This window comes from Desulfosporosinus sp. (genome assembly GCF_014237355.1).
In the GTDB taxonomy this organism is placed as follows: Bacteria; Bacillota; Desulfitobacteriia; order Desulfitobacteriales; family Desulfitobacteriaceae; genus Desulfosporosinus.
The window spans coordinates 1-18565 of sequence record NZ_JABZFS010000031.1 but is presented as its reverse complement, the minus strand read 5'-3'; the positions used below and the strand labels follow the sequence as shown (position 1 = coordinate 18565).

At 38.7% G+C, this 18565-nt stretch carries 13 protein-coding genes and 1 other RNA gene; 13 read left to right on the top strand and 1 reads right to left on the bottom strand.

Annotated features, from left to right (window positions below; translation table 11 throughout):
* Positions 1–72: 72 nt before the first annotated feature.
* From HGJ98_RS06445 to HGJ98_RS22355, 13 genes are all read left to right on the top strand, one after another.
* Positions 73–1251, top strand: a complete 1179-nt coding sequence (locus HGJ98_RS06445; protein WP_291350242.1) for an acetyl-CoA C-acetyltransferase — start codon at positions 73–75, stop codon at positions 1249–1251.
* A gap of 285 nt (positions 1252–1536) precedes the next feature.
* Positions 1537–2865 (top strand): acetyl-CoA hydrolase/transferase C-terminal domain-containing protein, encoded by a 1329-nt coding sequence (locus HGJ98_RS06440; RefSeq protein WP_291350241.1) that lies wholly within the window; start codon positions 1537–1539, stop codon positions 2863–2865.
* A gap of 279 nt (positions 2866–3144) precedes the next feature.
* The gene (locus HGJ98_RS06435; protein WP_291350240.1) at positions 3145–3852 is read left to right on the top strand and encodes a CPBP family intramembrane glutamic endopeptidase; all 708 of its coding nucleotides are present in this window, start codon (positions 3145–3147) and stop codon (positions 3850–3852) included.
* 20 nt (positions 3853–3872) lie between these two features.
* Entirely contained in the window at positions 3873–5186 is a 1314-nt protein-coding gene (gene rlmD, locus HGJ98_RS06430; RefSeq protein ID WP_291350239.1) for a 23S rRNA (uracil(1939)-C(5))-methyltransferase RlmD, read from the top strand.
* Positions 5187–5591: 405 nt separating this feature from the next.
* Positions 5592–6377, top strand: a complete 786-nt coding sequence (locus HGJ98_RS06425) for a nucleotide-binding protein (RefSeq protein ID WP_291350238.1) — start codon at positions 5592–5594, stop codon at positions 6375–6377.
* A 217-nt stretch (positions 6378–6594) separates the two neighbouring features.
* Positions 6595–7353 carry a hypothetical protein gene (locus HGJ98_RS06420; RefSeq protein ID WP_291350237.1) on the top strand — a complete coding sequence of 253 codons (759 nt, stop codon included), beginning with the start codon at positions 6595–6597 and terminating at the stop codon, positions 7351–7353.
* 275 nt (positions 7354–7628) lie between these two features.
* Positions 7629–8231: a DUF4145 domain-containing protein gene (locus tag HGJ98_RS06415; protein ID WP_291350236.1), complete on the top strand. Its 603-nt coding sequence runs from the start codon at positions 7629–7631 to the stop codon at positions 8229–8231.
* 394 nt (positions 8232–8625) lie between these two features.
* Positions 8626–9000 carry a hypothetical protein gene (locus HGJ98_RS06410; protein WP_291350235.1) on the top strand — a complete coding sequence of 125 codons (375 nt, stop codon included), beginning with the start codon at positions 8626–8628 and terminating at the stop codon, positions 8998–9000.
* Positions 9001–9085: 85 nt separating this feature from the next.
* A non-coding RNA gene (ssrS, locus tag HGJ98_RS06405) (6S RNA) lies at positions 9086–9267 on the top strand.
* 244 nt (positions 9268–9511) lie between these two features.
* Positions 9512–9730: a PC4/YdbC family ssDNA-binding protein gene (locus tag HGJ98_RS06400; RefSeq protein ID WP_291350234.1), complete on the top strand. Its 219-nt coding sequence runs from the start codon at positions 9512–9514 to the stop codon at positions 9728–9730.
* A gap of 20 nt (positions 9731–9750) precedes the next feature.
* On the top strand, positions 9751–14568 hold the full coding sequence (locus tag HGJ98_RS06395; protein ID WP_291350233.1) for an AAA domain-containing protein: 4818 nt from the start codon (positions 9751–9753) through the stop codon (positions 14566–14568).
* 532 nt (positions 14569–15100) lie between these two features.
* Positions 15101–15931: a DUF4236 domain-containing protein gene (locus tag HGJ98_RS06390; RefSeq protein ID WP_291350232.1), complete on the top strand. Its 831-nt coding sequence runs from the start codon at positions 15101–15103 to the stop codon at positions 15929–15931.
* Positions 15932–16211: 280 nt separating this feature from the next.
* Positions 16212–17051, top strand: a complete 840-nt coding sequence (locus HGJ98_RS22355; RefSeq protein WP_367142681.1) for a cupin domain-containing protein — start codon at positions 16212–16214, stop codon at positions 17049–17051.
* Between the two features lie 169 nt (positions 17052–17220).
* Here HGJ98_RS22355 and HGJ98_RS06380 read toward each other — a convergent pair whose 3' ends face one another.
* On the bottom strand, positions 17221–17934 hold the full coding sequence (locus HGJ98_RS06380) for a hypothetical protein (protein ID WP_291350231.1): 714 nt from the start codon (positions 17932–17934) through the stop codon (positions 17221–17223).
* Between the last annotated feature and the right edge of the window lie 631 nt (positions 17935–18565).

Below are 18565 nucleotides of genomic sequence, written 5' to 3'. Positions count from 1 at the left end.
TATTAAAGCGCTTCGCTAAAAAGAATTTTGGGACCTTTAAATTATTTAGCGTTATAGAAGGAGAGGCTTTCAATGAGAGACGTTGTTATCGTAAGTGCAGTTCGAACCCCTGTCGGTTCTTTTTGTGGCACCTTAGGGCAAATACCTGCCGCAGATCTTGGTGCCTTGGCAGTGAAAGAAGCGATTAAGCGTGCGGGGATTACCCCTGAGCAAGTCGATGAGGTGATTTTAGGGAACGTCTTACAGGCGGGCCTTGGACAAAACCCCGCTCGTCAAGCGTCCATTAAGGCCGGTATTCCTCAGGAAGTACCATCCTGGACACTGAATAAAGTATGTGGATCCGGACTCAAAACAATCGTTTGTGCAGCTCAGACCATTATGGTTGGAGATGCCGATATTGTGGTTGCAGGTGGTATGGAGAATATGTCCCTAGCGCCTTATGTCCTTGCCAAAGCGCGTACCGGTTATAGAATGGGCAATGACGCTATCATTGATTCTATGATTAATGATGGCTTAACAGATGCCTTTGACAAGATTCACATGGGAATTACAGCAGAAAATATCGCGGAGCAGTTTAACATTTCCCGTGAGGAACAAGATCAGTATGCAGTATCTAGCCAAAATCGTTGTGAAGCTGCTACTAAAGCAGGAAAGTTCGCCGAGGAAATAGTGCCTGTTTCCATTCCCCAACGTAAAGGAGATCCTGTGGTTGTTTCTCAAGATGAATTTCCGCGCTTTGGAGCTACCTATGAAGCCATTGCAAAATTACGCCCAGCTTTTAAAAAGGATGGGACGGTGACGGCCGCAAATGCTTCGGGGATTAATGACGGAGCCGCAGCCCTGGTCATTATGGCCAAAGAGAAAGCGGAGGAGTTGGGCTTAACACCCTTGGCAACCATTAAATCCTGGGCTTCAGCAGGTGTTGATCCAAAGATCATGGGGACTGGTCCTATCCCTGCCAGCCGTAAAGCCTTAGAAAAGGCTGGACTGAAAATAGAAGATATTGACCTCGTAGAAGCGAACGAAGCCTTTGCCTCGCAAACTATAAGTGTCGCTAAAGGGTTGAATCTCGATATGGCGAAGACGAATGTCAACGGTGGAGCCATTGCTTTGGGTCATCCCGTTGGGGCATCCGGAACACGTATTCTCGTCTCATTGCTGCATGAAATGAAACGCAGCAATGCACATCTTGGATTAGCAACCCTTTGTATCGGCGGCGGTCAAGGGATCGCTTTAATCGTAGAAAGATAAAGTAGGCGTTAGTTAAACTAACAGGATACTTTATTAATGATTGCTTCTTGAGGATAGTTCCTCCGAGCAGCCTAATCCGAAAGGAATGGTAAGCGCGAAGGAGGGCTATCCTCACATAAGTAAAATATTTAACTCTTATTATCAAATAAGTGGACTCTCAACGTGGATTAAGATTAACTCGGCTACTATGGACATGTACACTCATAATTGTTAATTTATTCACAAATCCTAATAATTTTGAAAGTTAAAATGCAATAATTTATTGAGCATAAGGGGGATGTAACAATGTATATGGAAGAGTATCGCAATAAGTGCGTCACAGCTGACGAGGCAGTTAAAGTAATTAACAGTGGAGACTGGGTAGAGTTTGCTTGGGCTGCAACTGTGCCTGGATTAATAGATGAAGCTTTAGCTCGTCGCAAAGATGAGCTGTTTGATATAAATTTGCGAGGAGGCGTTATCATTACGCCGATGGCTTGTTTAGAATGTGATCCGGAAGGAGCTCATTTTACCTGGAATAGCTGGCACCTTGGAGGACGCGAACGTAAAATGGTTCAAAAAGGTCAAGCCTACTACATCCCTCTCAAATATTCGGAATTACCAAGGTATTTGCGTGAAGATTTACAAACTGATGTTGTAGCTATTCAAGTTGCTCCTATGGATGAACATGGATACTTCAATTTTGGAGTTACCATCTCTCATTACGCTGCAGCGATTGAAAAGGCCCGCGCTGTCATAGTTGAAGTAAACGAAGATATGCCTAATGTTCATGGTGGATATGATCATGCTGTGCATATTTCTAAGGTTGATTATATTGTCGAGGCTGGGCATCGAGGACTTCCTATCTTACCTTCAGCCTCTGCGTCTGAACTTGACCGACAAATTGCAGAGTATGTATTGCCAGAAATTAATGACGGAGCATGTATTCAATTGGGTATAGGTGGAATGCCAAATGCCCTTGGGAAAATGATTGCCGAATCGGATTTAAAAGACCTGGGAATCCACACCGAAATGCTAGTTGACGGTTTTGTTGATATGGTTGAAGCTGGTAAGGTTACTGGAATGCGTAAGCAACTAGATAAGGGCAGGATGGTCTATGCCTTTGCGGCCGGAACCCAAAAACTCTATGATTTTATTCGGAATAACCCCTCCGTGGCAGGGTATCCCGTCGATTACACTAATCATCCCTTTATTGCTTCTCAGAATGACCAACTTATATCTATTAACAGTGCCTTAGAAATCGATTTAACTGGCCAAGTTTGTTCAGAATCTGCAGGATCAAGTATGATAAGCGGTGCGGGGGGACAGTTAGACTTTGTAGAAGCTGCCTATAATTCAAAAGGAGGAAAAAGCTTTATCTGCTTACCTTCCACCTATAAGGATAAGAACGGGCAGATGCATTCCCGTATTAAAGGACTTATGACACTAGGGTCGGCGATAACGGATACTCGTCCAACAGTTCAGTTTGTTGTTACTGAGTATGGGAAAGTCAATCTAAAGGGATTAGCCACTTGGCAGCGTGCGGAAGCATTGATTTCAATCGCTCATCCTGACTTCCGGGAGAGCCTGATTGCTGAAGCACAGAAACTCAAAATTTGGCGGAAGAGAGCATAGATCTAGGTGATATCCAAGATATGATCATATAATTATTTGTTGCTTTAACCTAAAGGGGGGGGCTAATATGCCCCTTCTTTTCTATACCAAGCAGTAAATTTCATTCGTTACATATACATTCCGTACATAATTCTAACTAGGCAGCAGCCTGTATTTTTTACTTTATAGACAATCGTTAATTTTATCGTTAGAATTGAAAAGGATGTAAATAATATAAGTGAACTGGACAATGAATAACAAACCTTAAATGGACAGTTCAAGAAATAGAGGATTATCACAATGGGCAAAAAAAAGGATTTGAGAGTACCTCCGCGTAAACCGGTTTGGAATATTTGGCAAGGGTTGCTTATAGTGGCTGTTGTGACGTTGATTGAATATCCACTCGGATGGCTAGAGAGTCCTAAGGATTTAGATTCTTCCCATGGGATTCTAAGCTTTATAGGGGTTGGCTTGGGAGATGTACTACTATACTTTATAGTTATATGGATCTTTCTAAAATTGATCCGACGACCGTTTGCTGACTTAGGGTTTGTTAAGCCTCTTCAACGATACCTAGTCTTAGGTTTTATTGTAGGAACTCTCTTATTTGTAAGTATTGGCCTATTAGGAAACCTATTAACAAAATTATTAGGAACTCCCGCTCCCCAGAGTTTTGCCGTGGCGGTAAAAGGGACAAACTCTACTTGGGAATTTATCTTGCTCACTGTCCTGGGAGGAGTAATAGCCCCGATTAAGGAAGAAATGTTTTTTCGTGGGTTAATATATCCACCGCTGAGGCAAGCCTTTGGGAGAGGTAAAGGGATACTTTTAACAGGGCTTTTCTTTGCAACCTTGCATTTAGAAGTTATAAGGTTTTTACCCTTACTTATTGGAGGAGTTGTTCTGACATGGTTATATGAACGTTCTTCAAGTATTTGGCCTGCGGTAGTAGCCCATGGGACTTGGAACACATTGATGGCTGTAGCTTTATGGATTCAGCGCTATTAGACTAACTTTAAGGAGATATTATGAGTCAACAAGATAAATCAAATCAGGCTACTATGCCTAGAAAAACAACCGTCGAATGTCTTCGACTTATTTCAGACGGTTCAGGAATTGGGCACATAGACGGTATTGCAACCTTCGTGCCCGGACTTCTGCCCGGAGAAACCGCGGAAGTGGTTGTTACGAAAGCTAAGAAAAATTGGCAACAAGCACGTCTTCTAAAGATTAACAAGCGTTCACCAGAACGCATCGATGCACCCTGTTCAGTTTTTGAAGGGTGCGGCGGATGTCAACTTCAGCATATGTCGTATAAGGAGACTTTAGTATGGAAGCGACGCTGGGTTGAGGATGCGTTGACTAGAATTGGTAAGTTAAGTGTGGAAGTAAAACCTATGATCGGTATGGAGCATCCATGGCGTTATAGAAATAAGGCACGTCTGCACCGCGTTCCTTCAGGAGAATTGGGATATTTTAAGGAGAGGTCGAAGGCTCTGGTAAACTTTGCTGATTGCCTGCTTTTAAGTGAACGTATGAACCGCTGGATCCGGCGGACTGAAGAGTTGTTAGCTAAGGATGCTGGTTATTCAGAAATACATACGCTTATCTTTCGTGAAAATACCAACCATGAAGGCCTCTTACTTTTAGAGGGACCGCCGAGTAAAGTCCTTCCCGTCGCAGAAAACCCCGATTTTTTTGAGGCTCTTGCTAAAGAAGGAATCCGTTCTGTTTGGGGGGCCAATGCAGAAGGGAAATTACAATTGATTTGGGGAGAAGAGGAGTTCGGCCAAACGATTCTAGATTTGAGGTTTGATGTTTCTCCTTTATCCTTTCTACAAGTCAATTCCTTACAAACAGATATCCTCTATAAGCTTGTTTTGGATGGGGCAGCCCTGACCGGAGAAGAAATAGTTTGGGATTTATATTCGGGAATAGGAACACTGGCCTTAGCTCTAGCAACTAAGGCTAAGAAGGTGACGGGAATCGAGGAAAACCCCTATGCTGTGGAAAATGCCATTCAAAACGCCGTCAAGAATAATGCAGTCGGGCACGTGGAATTTCTGAAGGGTAAAGTTGAACAGCGGATGATGAAGATAGAGGAAAAACCCAATGTAGTGGTCTTAGATCCTCCACGTGCTGGTTTACACGGGGATGTTTTAGAACGATTACTGGAACTGAAGCCCGAGCGCATCATCTATGTGTCTTGTGACACAGGGACTTTGGCACGGGATCTTGGCGGGTTCACGGTTGGGGGATACACGGTAATGAGTGTCCAGCCCGTTGATATGTTTCCGTGGACGCAACACGTTGAGTGCGTGGTTATGATAGAGCGGGAATAGCTTGGTATCAGCGGTCTCCGGGGTTTGGTGTAATTTTACAGTGTGTTTTATGTTTCCGTGCACGTGAGAAATCAACATATTTTAGACCCCCGGGGGTACACTTTTACGCAAATATATGGTGTACGGGGTTGGGGTATAAGGGGTATTTTGCGTAATTGTATAAGAAAATAGGGGAAAAAGACCCCCTATATGGGTGAGATGTTTTTGTAGGTCAGATCGTTCTATCTTGGATGATCCGGCCCTTTTTTAATATTTCGTAATATTTCGACCATCATAGAAGGAAAACGAGGAAAAATGTGTAAATAGGTATAAACTTACTCTTATTGCCAATAGTGTTGGACGCGCAGTCTATTTGCTGGAACTATGTTGTGAGCTAATTATAAATAAGGAAAGCTGGGGATTAGCATGGAGATATTAATAGAGAAATTAATTGAATGTAAGGTGGATGTTGAGACTATAACATTTGATGATGACGTTTCATTAGATGCACTATTGGACAGAACACGAATGTATTTGTCCAAATTAAGACCGAATGATTTCTCAATTAAGGTACTGAATGGTAGCATGTTTAGAGCTAATCTAGTAAGAGATGTTATGTGGGGTTCGAACGAGGGTGCATTTCGTGAAGCATGGGAAGAGGGTAAAATAAGATTTAAAAATATAATTGATAAGTTTATTGAAGAATATAAGTTAGATAAAGAGTTGAGTAAGAACGATTGTACTCTTGACAGTAATAAAGTTGAATTCAGCAAAAATATATTTATAATTCATGGTCATGATGAAGCGATGAAAGAGACTGTTGCTAGAGTAGTTGACAAAATTGGCTTGAACCCTATTATTCTTCATGAGCAAGAAGATAAAGGCAGGACGATTATAGAGAAATTTGAGTATTTCGCAGATAATGTTGGTTACGCGATAGCTTTATTGAGTCCTGATGATCTATGTATTGAGGATAATGTTGAAAAAAGAAGAGCACGACAAAATGTTGTTTTTGAGTTGGGATATTTTACTGGCTTATTAGGCAGAGATAGAACCTTCGCATTAGTAAGTGGAAATGAAAATATCGAGCTAATGAGTGATTATCAAGGTGTCATATACAAAAAATATGACAGTGAAGGTGCATGGAAAATAAAATTGATAAAAGAGTTAAAGGCCGTAGGTTATAAGGTTTCAGCAGATTCTATATTGTAAAAGGTTTATGTACTTACCATTACGCACTATAACTTTAAGCCCCACGAGGTTCTCGATTCTGAACGTGGTTGTTGGTATTGTGCCTTGTAGGTACTGAACGGTTCTGATTTGTGGGAAATGTTACAAAACTTTAGGATGAGCCTTAGGAAAATTTGGCTGGGAAGGTGTTTAGGGATATGAGCAGCAGTATGTGTAATGGAGTAAGAGGAGAATAATTATGGATAAGCACAGTGAGCAGGAAAACAAATTGATCTTAGCTTGTCAAAGTATACCGCAAAAGCTACAGAAAGATTTAGTTACTGGTAAAGAGAAAATGATTGATCAGATGCAATGCTTGAAATCACGTTTTGATTTGTTTAGCTGCTTCTATTCTAGCGAATTAGCTACTCGAAGTATGGTTTCTTTAACTGGCTTAGGGTTTATTGACGTGCTCTTGGCTGGAAGAGGACAAGCAATTAAAACTAAGAGAGTAGAAGAGTTTATTAAAGCTCTTCAGCAAAAGATAGAATTATTAGATAATGAAAAAGTTGATTCTGTCTTTCTAGAATCAGAGGAATGGATGGATCTTCTCCGAAAGGCCATAGATGATTCCACACGTACCCGTAATTATAATAAAATCTTAGCAATTGCTGGGATTCTTTGTGGAGCAGTAACTCATGAAACCGACAATATCGCCGATCCTGAAGATCTATTACAGGTTCTGTCCGAGTTAAATACAGAAGAGGCAATTGTTTTGCAGGCAATATATGAGCATGGCGAAGGTGAATATTGTACTATTAATGGTTATGGAATGTCGCTTATCCCTTACCTTCCCGAAAATTATAACACTAGGATAAAATTTCTGATCAAACGAATAGAAGCCATAGGATTACTTAGTGAGCAGACTGGCGCAATAATAGGTTATTCTGGTGGAACGTTGAGCCTGACAACAGTAGGGAAATTATTATTAGAATTGCTATCTGATTCTAATAATTAATTAATACTTTGACCATACCTAGTCCTCTTGCCCCTAGTGCGTCACGCTTACGAAATTAAATTTCACAGCTAGTGTCTTAATATGCTGAGAAAAACGAGACTACGCCCATAATTTTGAAATACGGCAAGAAGGCCTTTCCCATAAAGCTTTCTAACGCTAGGCACAATGGTTACGAAAAAAACGCCGCTACTTATTTGAAGCGTGAATATTATGGGTCAAGAAGTATATTTTTAGAAATTCATGAGGAATAGATTGAGGAGGGAGAGATAAGAAAGATGGTTAGTTATTGTACATATTGTAAAGAGCATAGAATCTTCAAAGTTATAAAGGAACATATTGTTGGTCCTAACGATGACCATCCACCATTTGAGTTTACATTTGCATATTGCGAACACTGTGAGTCCCCAAGTTTATTTATTAGAGAGGATTTTGGGGCTGGATTTGATTGGGATGATTATTACAGAATTTATCCACAGAATGAACGAAATTTAATGTTTGAAGTTCCCGACATGGTAAAGCAATCTTACGATGATGCAGTAAGTTGTGTAAATGCGAAAATCTGGACTGCAGCAGTTGTTATGGTTGGACGAGCTTTAGAAGCAGTATGTAAAGATGCTTTTCCAGATTCGAAAAATATTTATCATGGACTTAAACAAATGAAAGATAATGGGCTCATTAGTGAAGAGTTACTCGAATGGTCGAATGAATTAAGAGTTTTACGAAATATGGGGGCCCATGCAACAACGGGCAAAATTACAGCTGAAGATGCTAACGAAGCCCTAGATTTTCTACAAGCCATTTTAGAAATTTTTTATCATCTACGTCCAAAATTTGAGAGGATGAAGGAAAGAAGATCGAGTGAGACGCTAGTTAGTTAATCTATCAGCAAATCCAGAATGTCGGCGGCTGCTACCTTGCAGGATTATTTGGAAATTTAGCATATATAGGTAGAAAGAAGACATGTCTATAGAGGAAGCTTTTACCGGTTTTCGTCCAGTGGCATTGCACAAGGGTGCCTTTACTGATGAGCTTTATTTATAAATATATTAATTTGTTTTTGCTTCTCCACTAAGCTTAAAATGTATTTGAATATGTTACGCTCTAGTAGCTTAAGCACCGAGTTTCCAAAAGAAGGCTGTGGTGGAGGAATATCGTGTTATACGCCACACCGTTCCGTTTGTTTTTTAATGTGTTGAATTTAGTACATTAAAATGAATATTTTATAGAATGGTTAAATTATTAGGACTAAGAAAAAATAGGGGGATAAAGCTTATGGATATTCATATGGGGTCATTGGCTCAAGGTTATGCAGTAAGTATTGAACATATTCTTTGTAACGTATTTAACTGTGAGAGATTCGGATATGGTGGAATAGTAAATTCTGACTTTATAAGAAAGCAGCCATTTACTGTTATGGCGTGCGGTTTTTCTTTTATTTATGCTAATGCTAAAAGCGATAAACAGAAAGAAATAATTGAATTCATTAATAATTATTCTTTTTTCTCAGAAATGAGTATTGATACGTTATTATCTTTCGATACATCAACAAAGGAATTTAACGGGATAACAATTGAAATAAGCTATAAGAATGGCCAAGAAGCAGTAGAAATTATGATTGAAGATTTCAGAAAACTGTGCAGAAAATAGTCTAATAATGACATTGTTAATTACTTTTAACTTACCAATAACTTTCCTAATGCCTTTAACCCATACTCTGTTATAATGAACTTCTTCAAACCTGCTATGTGCGAAGATTTGATTTGGTTTTGATCCTATTTTAAATATTGGGAATTTAATAAATTACTGATTAGGCCAGGCTCCCAATGCTAGGGGAAGATTGAAAGGTAGGATGAAAATGCCCACCTGCGAGAGCAGGGTTAAACCAAATAATCTAAACGGCTTTGCGGGGAATAAAAGATGAAATGTAATCCAGGGCGACAATATGCTCTGGATATTTACTTATATAGGTAGAATAGGCAGACATTTGTGTTTTTCACAAGAATTCGTCCATACATAGTGATATAATTAAATTCAGAAGGAATATAGAAGCTTATGAATACAAAACTCACGGCAAGAAACTATGTTGTGTCCAAAAGAAATGCAATATTCAGGATAGTGTTTTGATATTGGTTATCAAATAAGAAAAGAGGTTATATGAATGGCTGATCTTAAATATGAAATTATTGAAAGAATTGCCATCCTTTCTGAAAAAGGAGGTTGGACAAAGGAACTGAACAAAGTCAGTTGGAACGATAGACCGGCCAAATTTGACCTTCGTGATTGGAATCACGATAAAGGGAAAATGGGCAAGGGGTCAACATTAACAGATGAAGAGTTGCGTAATCTTAGAGAAGTGTTAAATTCAATTGATTTATAAATAGTAAGGGGACGCAGATAATGGCTCAAGTCTTAAGTATTTTTAACTTTCTAAAAGAATATAACGAATTATCAAATCCAGTTATTACTGAACTTGTGAACCAGAAATGGAGCTTGAATATTTCCGATTTACCTAGAATTAATGAAATTAAATCTGTGTTTACCGGTGAAGACGTAAATGGTTTATCCATTTTAGAAGTAAAAAAGCCTATACTTGAGCCATGTCCCCCTCCTGAGGATTTCCTTCTTGATTGGTTGGAAAGGGACTGGAAAAAGTTATCAACTGAAGAAGTTTCTATCAAGGAAATGATAGTTCGCGAAATTATCGGAGAAGGTAGTAACAAATCGTATGAAGAAGAACGATTTGATTTCAGTGTTGAGCGCATAGAGGCCTACGAAACCTGGACTCTTCAGCGGAAACAATGGAGAGAGGCCGAGGTTCCAAAGGAGAAGGGACTAACCCTTTACAATAACTTGTTTAAGTTGTACTCGGACATGAAAAAAGAAGCAGAGAGCGTTGAGCTCATTTTAGGGGATGGGATCCTTGTTTGGCAAAAGGAAGCCATACGTATTAACCACCCAGTATTGCTACAGAAGGTTTACTTGGAATTTGATCCACTTACTCCGGCTTTTACAATCAAGTGTGAGGAAATTAAGACGGATATATATACATCGCTTTTGAGAATAATTCCTTCGATCAACCAAAAGATGCTTTCCGATCTCATCCAAGATGTTGAGGCCAATAATTATAGTATTGCGGACTTTAATAACACATTTGCCCTCTATAAGCGAATGATTCATGTCATTGATCGTGATGGAAGGTTTACGGAAGAAAGAGTACCCATTTTTCTAGAAGCCCATATGTTTTCATGCCCAGTCCTCTTTCTGAGAAAAAGAACATTGGGGTATTCAATGTTTATTGATAGTATAATTGATGAAATCAACCAGAAGGGTGAAGAACTTTTGCCGGAATTCTTTACGATTATGGCTGGTAAACATAAAGAAACCAATCATATTGAAGTGATTGAGGATAATTGGAATCATAGCGGTATTGACCAAGACATATTACTGACACTACCTGCTAATAACGAGCAGTTAAAAATTATTAAATATCTGGATAAATACGGAGCAGTACTTGTTCAAGGTCCCCCTGGAACAGGCAAAACCCATACTATTGCTAACCTTATAGGACATCTATTGAGTCAAGGGGACAGTGTTTTAGTCACCAGTCATACAGAAAAGGCGCTGACCGTTCTTAAGGATAAGGTGTATAAAGACCAGTACAGCAAGGATCTGAACTTACAAAGCCTTTGCATTAGCTTGTTGAGTTCCAGGTCTCAGAAAAAGGAAATGGACGAAGCCATTAATGAGATTGCCGAAAAAGGAACAACTCTTAACCTACATGAAGGGAAAAAGAGAATAGAACACTTGGTTGTGGAAAGAGAAAGTTTAATCCATGCTTCAAAAGAGAGGAGCGGCGAGCTTCTCCAGATTCGGTCCTTAGAATATAAAGATATTGTCTATGATAACCAGACTATCAGACCGATCGAGGCAGCCCAATTTATCAAGAGTGGAGTGGGCAGCTTTGATTATATTAAAAGCATAACCGGCAACGACACCATTGGGCTGCCGCTGAGCATAGCTGATTTGAAATTTCTATTTGAAACCAATGATACAATTACTGTCGCAGATGAAGCGGTGTTAAATCATAGTGTACCGGACTTTATGCATCTTTGGAAACCACAAGATTTCGAAGATAAGAAGATCCTCTTCGAACAGTTGCAAAGAGACCTACGGCAATATACACTGCCTAGTGTATTCGAAGAAAACGTTGCGGAATCGGCAGTCAATGATTTAATGACTCAGTGTTTGCGAATTCGTTCGGAAATACAAAATTTTGAAGCTCTGAAACATACGATAATCAATAAATCCATTACCAACTCAGTATACTCTAAGCTCTGGCAGGATGTTATCCGAGAATTTGACCAATTGATGGAGTCTTATGAGAAGGTATGTGAAATTAGATTAGAAGAAGAATTCGACATATCAAAGGCGTTAATGGACGAGGACCCATTGTCAATTTTGCAGGAAATTATTGGTTCAGGCAAAGAAGTGCCCATTACCTTTTTAACAAGAGTTTCTAAACCCAAATGGAAAAAAATAAAAGAGTGTATCACAAATAACGGGAAGGTCATTGAAAATAGAAAGGACTTCATCCTGGCATATGACCTTATTTCTTATGAATTTAGTAAAAACAAGGTACTGAAAAAGGTAAAGAAATTGCTGTCAGAGGATAGTTTTGATACTACAGTAATTGAAGAAAATTTTGAGCTAGTCTTAGCAAATTATAGGAATGAGATTATTTCGGCACTTTCCTGGTATGAAGAACAATGGACACCAATATTTAACCAGTATAATACTCAACTTTGTAATAGTTTTAAGTTTGAAAATCATCTAAATGTAAATGCACCGTTATCCTCTATTCTGGACTTTATTGATAACATCATATTACCGAATCTTACATTTGCCGTTAGCAAATTTAGATACGATAAAGTTCAAGCTGAATGGAATTCATTTTTTGAATACGTCTCCGAGTATCAAGGCTCGAATACTCTAGTTGATAAGCTTATTTCTAGTGTCGAACTGAAAGATAGCAGTTCATATAAATCTTCATACCTAACTTTAGCTGCGATCCTTTCCAAAAAAGAGACTTTTGTTAAGAGAAAAGCTTTATTGAGAGAACTGCAGGAAATAGCACCTGGGTGGGCACAGGCAATTGAAGCGAGAGAAGGCATTCATGGATTTGATGTATTACCTGAGAATATTGAACAAGCATGGAAATGGTGCCAATTAAGTAATCAACTTGCCAGGATAGATGCCTATGATCCTAACAAGATACAGAAGGAGCTGGAACTACTTAATAATCGGTTGTTGGTTAACGCCAGGAAGTTAGCGTATGAAAAAGCATGGTTTGAGATTATCAGGAATAGAACGACGGTTCAAGCGCAAGCCATAGAAGGATGGAGAACAACGATCCGGCAGATCGGAAAAGGAACTGGAAAAAGTGCGCCAATGCTCATGAAAAAAGCGAGAGAACTAATGCCGCTTTGTCAATCTGCCATACCAGTTTGGATCATGCCGTTAAATAGAGTTGTGGAAAATTTTGATCCGCGCAACAACAAGTTTGATGTGGTGATCATAGACGAGGCAAGCCAATCAGATATCCTTGCCCTCTCAGCGCTTTATTTAGGGAAAAGAATTATCATAGTTGGCGATGAGGAGCAGGTTAGTCCTGATTCCGTGGGTATTAAAAAAGATGAGATTGATGCCCTGATTCAGCAATACCTACAAGGAATCCCCAATAATCACCTTTTTAATGCTCAAACTTCACTTTATGATATGGCCAAGTCATCTGGATTTAAACCATTGATGCTTACAGAGCATTTTCGGTGTCTTCCAGAAATTATCGAGTTCAGTAATCAATTATCATATAATGGAAGGATAAAGCCATTAAGGGAAGGGGCGAAAGTCAAGACAAAACCCCCAGTTATCGAATATAGGGTCGCTGGGGGTTGTAAGAATCATAATAAAGTCAATGAGGTCGAAGCAGAACACATTGCTTCTTTAGTTTGTGCATGTGTAGAAATGGAAGAATACAAAGGAAAAAGTTTTGGCATTATTTCTTTGCTCGGAATAGAGCAGAGTTATGAAATTGACAGATTGTTACAAACGTATCTTGACCCCGTTGACTATGAATCGAGAAAGATTCAATGTGGTACTCCGCCTCAGTTTCAAGGTGACGAAAGGGATGTTATTTTCTTAAGTGTTGTAGAAGGGCCAAGTGAAAAAGGTGGGCCTGTAAGGTTACTAAGCGAGGATGGAAGAAATGATTTGACCCGTAAACGTTATAATGTTGCTGCTAGCCGGGCCAAAGATCAAATGTGGGTTATCCACTCTCTTAATCCGGAAATAGATTTGAAACCCGACGATATTCGTTTGAGGCTTATCAAACATGCCATTAATCCTAACTCCCAGGAAGAGGAGCAATTATTATTAAGCGTAGCAGAATCACCCTTCGAGACAGAAGTAATGACAATTCTACTCAACAAAGGATACAAGGTTAATCCTCAAATGAAAGTTGGAGCCTATCGAATCGATATGGTTATTGAAGACGGGGATAAACGGATTGCATTAGAATGTGATGGCGAAAAATGGCATACTCAAGATGACTTGCCCAATGATTTAAAACGACAGGCTATTCTTGAAAGATTGGGTTGGAATTTCATAAGAATAAGGGGAAGTGCGTTTTATAGAGACCAAGATACAACAATGCACGAGGTTTTTTCGCAACTTGATAGTCATGGAATTCGGCCCAATTATGCTTGTAATATTGACTTTGAGACCAATAAGGATGAGGAACTAATAGTTAGAGTGAAAAGAAGAGCCAATGAAATTTGTCAAAGCTGGCACAGAGTTGATGGCGAAGACTTAGATGGTAAGAAGTCCAAAAAGGAAGAACCTAGTGGCAAAGATACATTTTATGTAGATCCTAAGGCCCCGCCCATTAAGACCCAAGAGAAAACGGTTGCGATGTTAGTTGGAGATTACCCTAATAATTATCTGACGGGAAGTGTTGCCACTAACAAGATAAATAAGGGAAAAGGCGACAGACCGCTATATGACTTCCGAAACCATATAGACAACGGTAGCGCCTCAGCAACTAAGGCGAAAAAAGATGCTAACAGACTCGAGAGTAATTGTCCCAGACAAAACAACCCTGAGGCGGCGCGTAACAATCACAAGCCTTTATTCGATTTTCGACAAAAAAATCATCAATAGATTATAGGCTTGGCAGGCCTCCCTACCTTTTTGCACATTAATAACGTTTTATAAGCTTTCTTATATGCGCCCTAAATACGTCGAACTCTGTAGATAAGGAATCTTAAGACTTTACTCGCTCCAGTTGAGAATTGTTCCTTTGATTACGGCTAATTCCTTATGGAAGTTTAATGCTGAAGCAACTTGAAGAAGAATTTACTTCATGCTAATAAATCTAAAAAGTCATTGTTATCAATGAGAAGCTGAGCAGCTAATATAAGTTAGCTTCGTGTTCATAAGTATCGGCCACGTTATTCCCGCCCGACCATCCAAAGATAAGGAAGGGCGTAACCAGGTTAATAGAGGAATGGTGGCAGTTTCGGAATGGCTTTGGTGGATGTTTTCCAGGTACGACCGAATTTATGGCAGCTTCAAGAGTAAAATGAAGCGTTGGTATCATAGATATATGAAATGAAAAGTATTAACGAACCCGCTTGCAAATGTAAAGGAATTACTTGGAGGATATTGAATATCAAGATAGGGGGTGTCAAAGGTGGGCCGATGGAATTTTAGGAAGTCCCAAAAATTGATTGGTGGATTTAAGCTAAATTATAGCTCTAAAGGTGGATTAGGAATTAGCGCAGGTGTCAAAGGGGCTAGAGTAAGTATAAATCAAAAAGAGATCAGGACTACTTTATCTATACCAGGCACTGGGATAATCAAACAAGAACGACATACTTTAAATCCAAAAGTTAGAACGAAAAAGGTTAAAAGTTCCAAGAAAGTTGAACAACAAATTGCCCCAGTTGTTAATGATTTGATTTTAGAAAATAGTAAATATTTATTATCTGATTATCAGTCAAATAATGAATCTTTAGATGAGTACATTGGTTGTATAGGTTCTATAGAAATTAAAGAAGATAGTATAATTTTTAATGGAGAAATAAATGAGTATGGCTTATCAGATGGATTTAGTTATCAAGGAATTCATTGGACTGAAACAGCCGTTTCATATGACCATGTCCCATGCTTACTTAAAATAGGGTTTATTCAGAAATTTACTCAAACAAACTTTGTGTTATTTTTTAAGTGTAATAAAGAGACGGCGACTACTACTCATAAAAAATTAAAAGAGATTATGGAGAAAAGAAATAAGAACAGTTGTTTTGTAGCAACAGCAGTTTATGAAGACGCTGATTGCTTGCCAATTATTAAGTTAAGAAAATGGAGAGATTCTTTTTTAGCCAAGACAACTTGGGGGAAGCGTTTTATAAAAGTGTATTACCAAAGAGGCTTCCTTTGGGCTGATTTTGTGGGTAAACATAAGATTCTTAAAAGGGTTGTTAAGAAAGGATTGGATATTTTTACATATTTCTTACCTTAATGTAATATTCCTTAAATCATACGTGTATTCGCCTCGCCCATTCCCAAGATTAGTGAAGGGCGTATCCTGCTTGGTAAAGAGGAACTGAAGTAGTCTTGGGATGTGCTCGGGTGGTGAGTTAGAGCTAAGCCTGAAAACCTTTAATGACTAACGTAAGACGCTGAAATAAGCGTCTTTTTATATATTGTACAATCAATTTAGAGGATTATGGAAGTTTATGAGGAATGAATAGTTTGGGAACCACATTTTGACATACAAACAAAGATAAGGAGGGGAATCCATGACCGAACGTTTTCAACTACCAAATAAGCTAAGAGGGAGAAGTTTAGAAATCAACGTAATCCCAACCGTTTGTAATCTAAAAAATATGTTACATAAACTTGTTGAAATGAACGGAGATTATTCACAGCTTAAGCAATGGGAGAAGAGAAGTTATAAGGCCTATAGAATTGAAGAAATAAACAATGAGTTACTAAACTCGCCCGAAGATAGTTGGAAAGATATAGTCAGGAAACATATACTTGCAGGAAAACCATCAGAGTTTGGAGCTAGTTGTATAGATATTTATCTTGTAGCATTTGTTGGTGAGAACTATGGTGAAGGCAAAGATAATTTCATTAAATATGTTATGGAAAATGGAGTAACTGATAAGGACAACTCTGCCCAAGCTATTTGGCAGGTTGGTAAGGGAGACGGGGTTTACTTAGATATATTACATGATAACGGATTAGTAAAAGATTGGGACTTCCTTAAATCATGGGTAGATGGGAGAAACGCAGTAAGTCATTCAAGGGATGTTTTAGGGGTTCGTATAGATAATGAACAAATTAAAAATGCCGTTAAGAAAGTACTCATCTCTCCAGCACAAGGTTGGGAAGGTTATGTAATGCGCGAGTTCGAGTTAGGTGAAGGGGGTTATTCTCCACGTCACACTCACCCTTGGCCACACATTATTTACATACTCAAAGGTAAGGGATCGCTACATTTAGACGGTCATGATTATCCGGTGGAAGCAGGTTCATTTGCATTTGTACCCAATGACAAATTGCATCAATTTAAGAATACCGACAGTGATAGATTTACTTTTATCTGTATTGTTCCTGAAGAAGGAGATGTGTAGTCTCCACGACTCAAGCTATGAACGTCTGTGGGTATGACATCCGAGAATTATCGCCCTGCTCATTCCAAGATTCAGGGAAGGACGTAACTGGCTTGCTTAAGAGGCACTGCGGTGGTTATGTGATGTGCTGGGGTGGGTTTAATTTGTGAGTGCCTAATTAACCAATAAATTAGCTTGCTCTTCGGAAGAAAAATCGATTAACCGTCTCCTTTAATTTGTCCAAAATAGTTTTCTTTGGATTGAATGCTTGTTTAAAAGTTTCAATTTGTTGAATGGGTGTCAAGTATTTCACTCTCAGGTCCTTCTTAATATAAGATTTAATTGTATTAAGAACTTGGCCAGTCAGCCTATCGGGATCACCTCTTAGTAGTCCGGCTCTCTCAAAAAGAAAGGCCTTAGCTTCCGGTGAAATGTTTAATTGTTCTATTTCATTGAGGGTTTTCTGAGTAGTATTCATATTTATAAACACTTTAGGAATAGTGGGGCTGTATTTGTAATCCTTTCTTAATTCACTCTCAGAAAACGGCGTTTGATCCGCAACAAGTGTTAAACTTACTCCAGATTCCTCTAGAATTTCTAAAACAAGTTCCTTATTATGCTTCTTGTTATCACCAGGTAGAAAAAGCCTTCTCATAATTTTATACAGTATTTCGTTCGGAGTAGATGAATCTTCAATAATACAGGGAGCAACTTTCTGATCAGTATGATTCTTTAGGTAATAATATCTATCATAACCTCCAACTAAAAGATATCCGTTATTTTTTTCGTTCCTCTCTACAACTAAAAGAAGGTCGAAATTTTGCAACTTTAAACTCATTTTTCTCATGCGTTTCATGTAAGCTTGAGAAATGTTGGCATTGAATAATGGACGTATATCATCCAAAGGAATTAATTGAACCTCGCACGACATATATACCCCTCCCTGAGGGATTTATATGCACGACAAATTTTGTCCTATTCTCTGAGAATTTGGGCAAATAATCGAGTTCCTTTATCTCATGTTCTCAAATATCAGAAACGATATTCTCACCATTTCATTACCAAGATAATGAGTAAGGACGTAACCGGGCTTAGCAAAGTTGGACTGTCGTAGTTAAGGATGTGCTGAATATCTAAGTACAATAGTAACACTTGTTGGCCGGATCGATGTTTTGACGCTTGAAAAAGCGTCTTTTTTTATCCTTCTTCATCTTTATTTAAAAATTTATGCCCCTCCAATTTTTTGAATTTTGTACATATTGGATATAAAATTTTTATGAAATTGCAACGTTACTTAAACAAGTGGTGGTCTATAATTCACGTAGTTCTAGGGAACCTTTTTTAAAAACAATATTGAAAGGAATGATATTTTATGCAATCGAAAAACGGACTAAAGAGAAAGATATTAAACAAAATAAGTGACATGACTTTCGCCGATCTGCATGAAGCCTACATCAAAAAGTGCAAGGTGAACAATCTTTCTGATTACACTATTAATTTCTATAAGGTTAGCTTAAGGACATTTGGAAAATTCG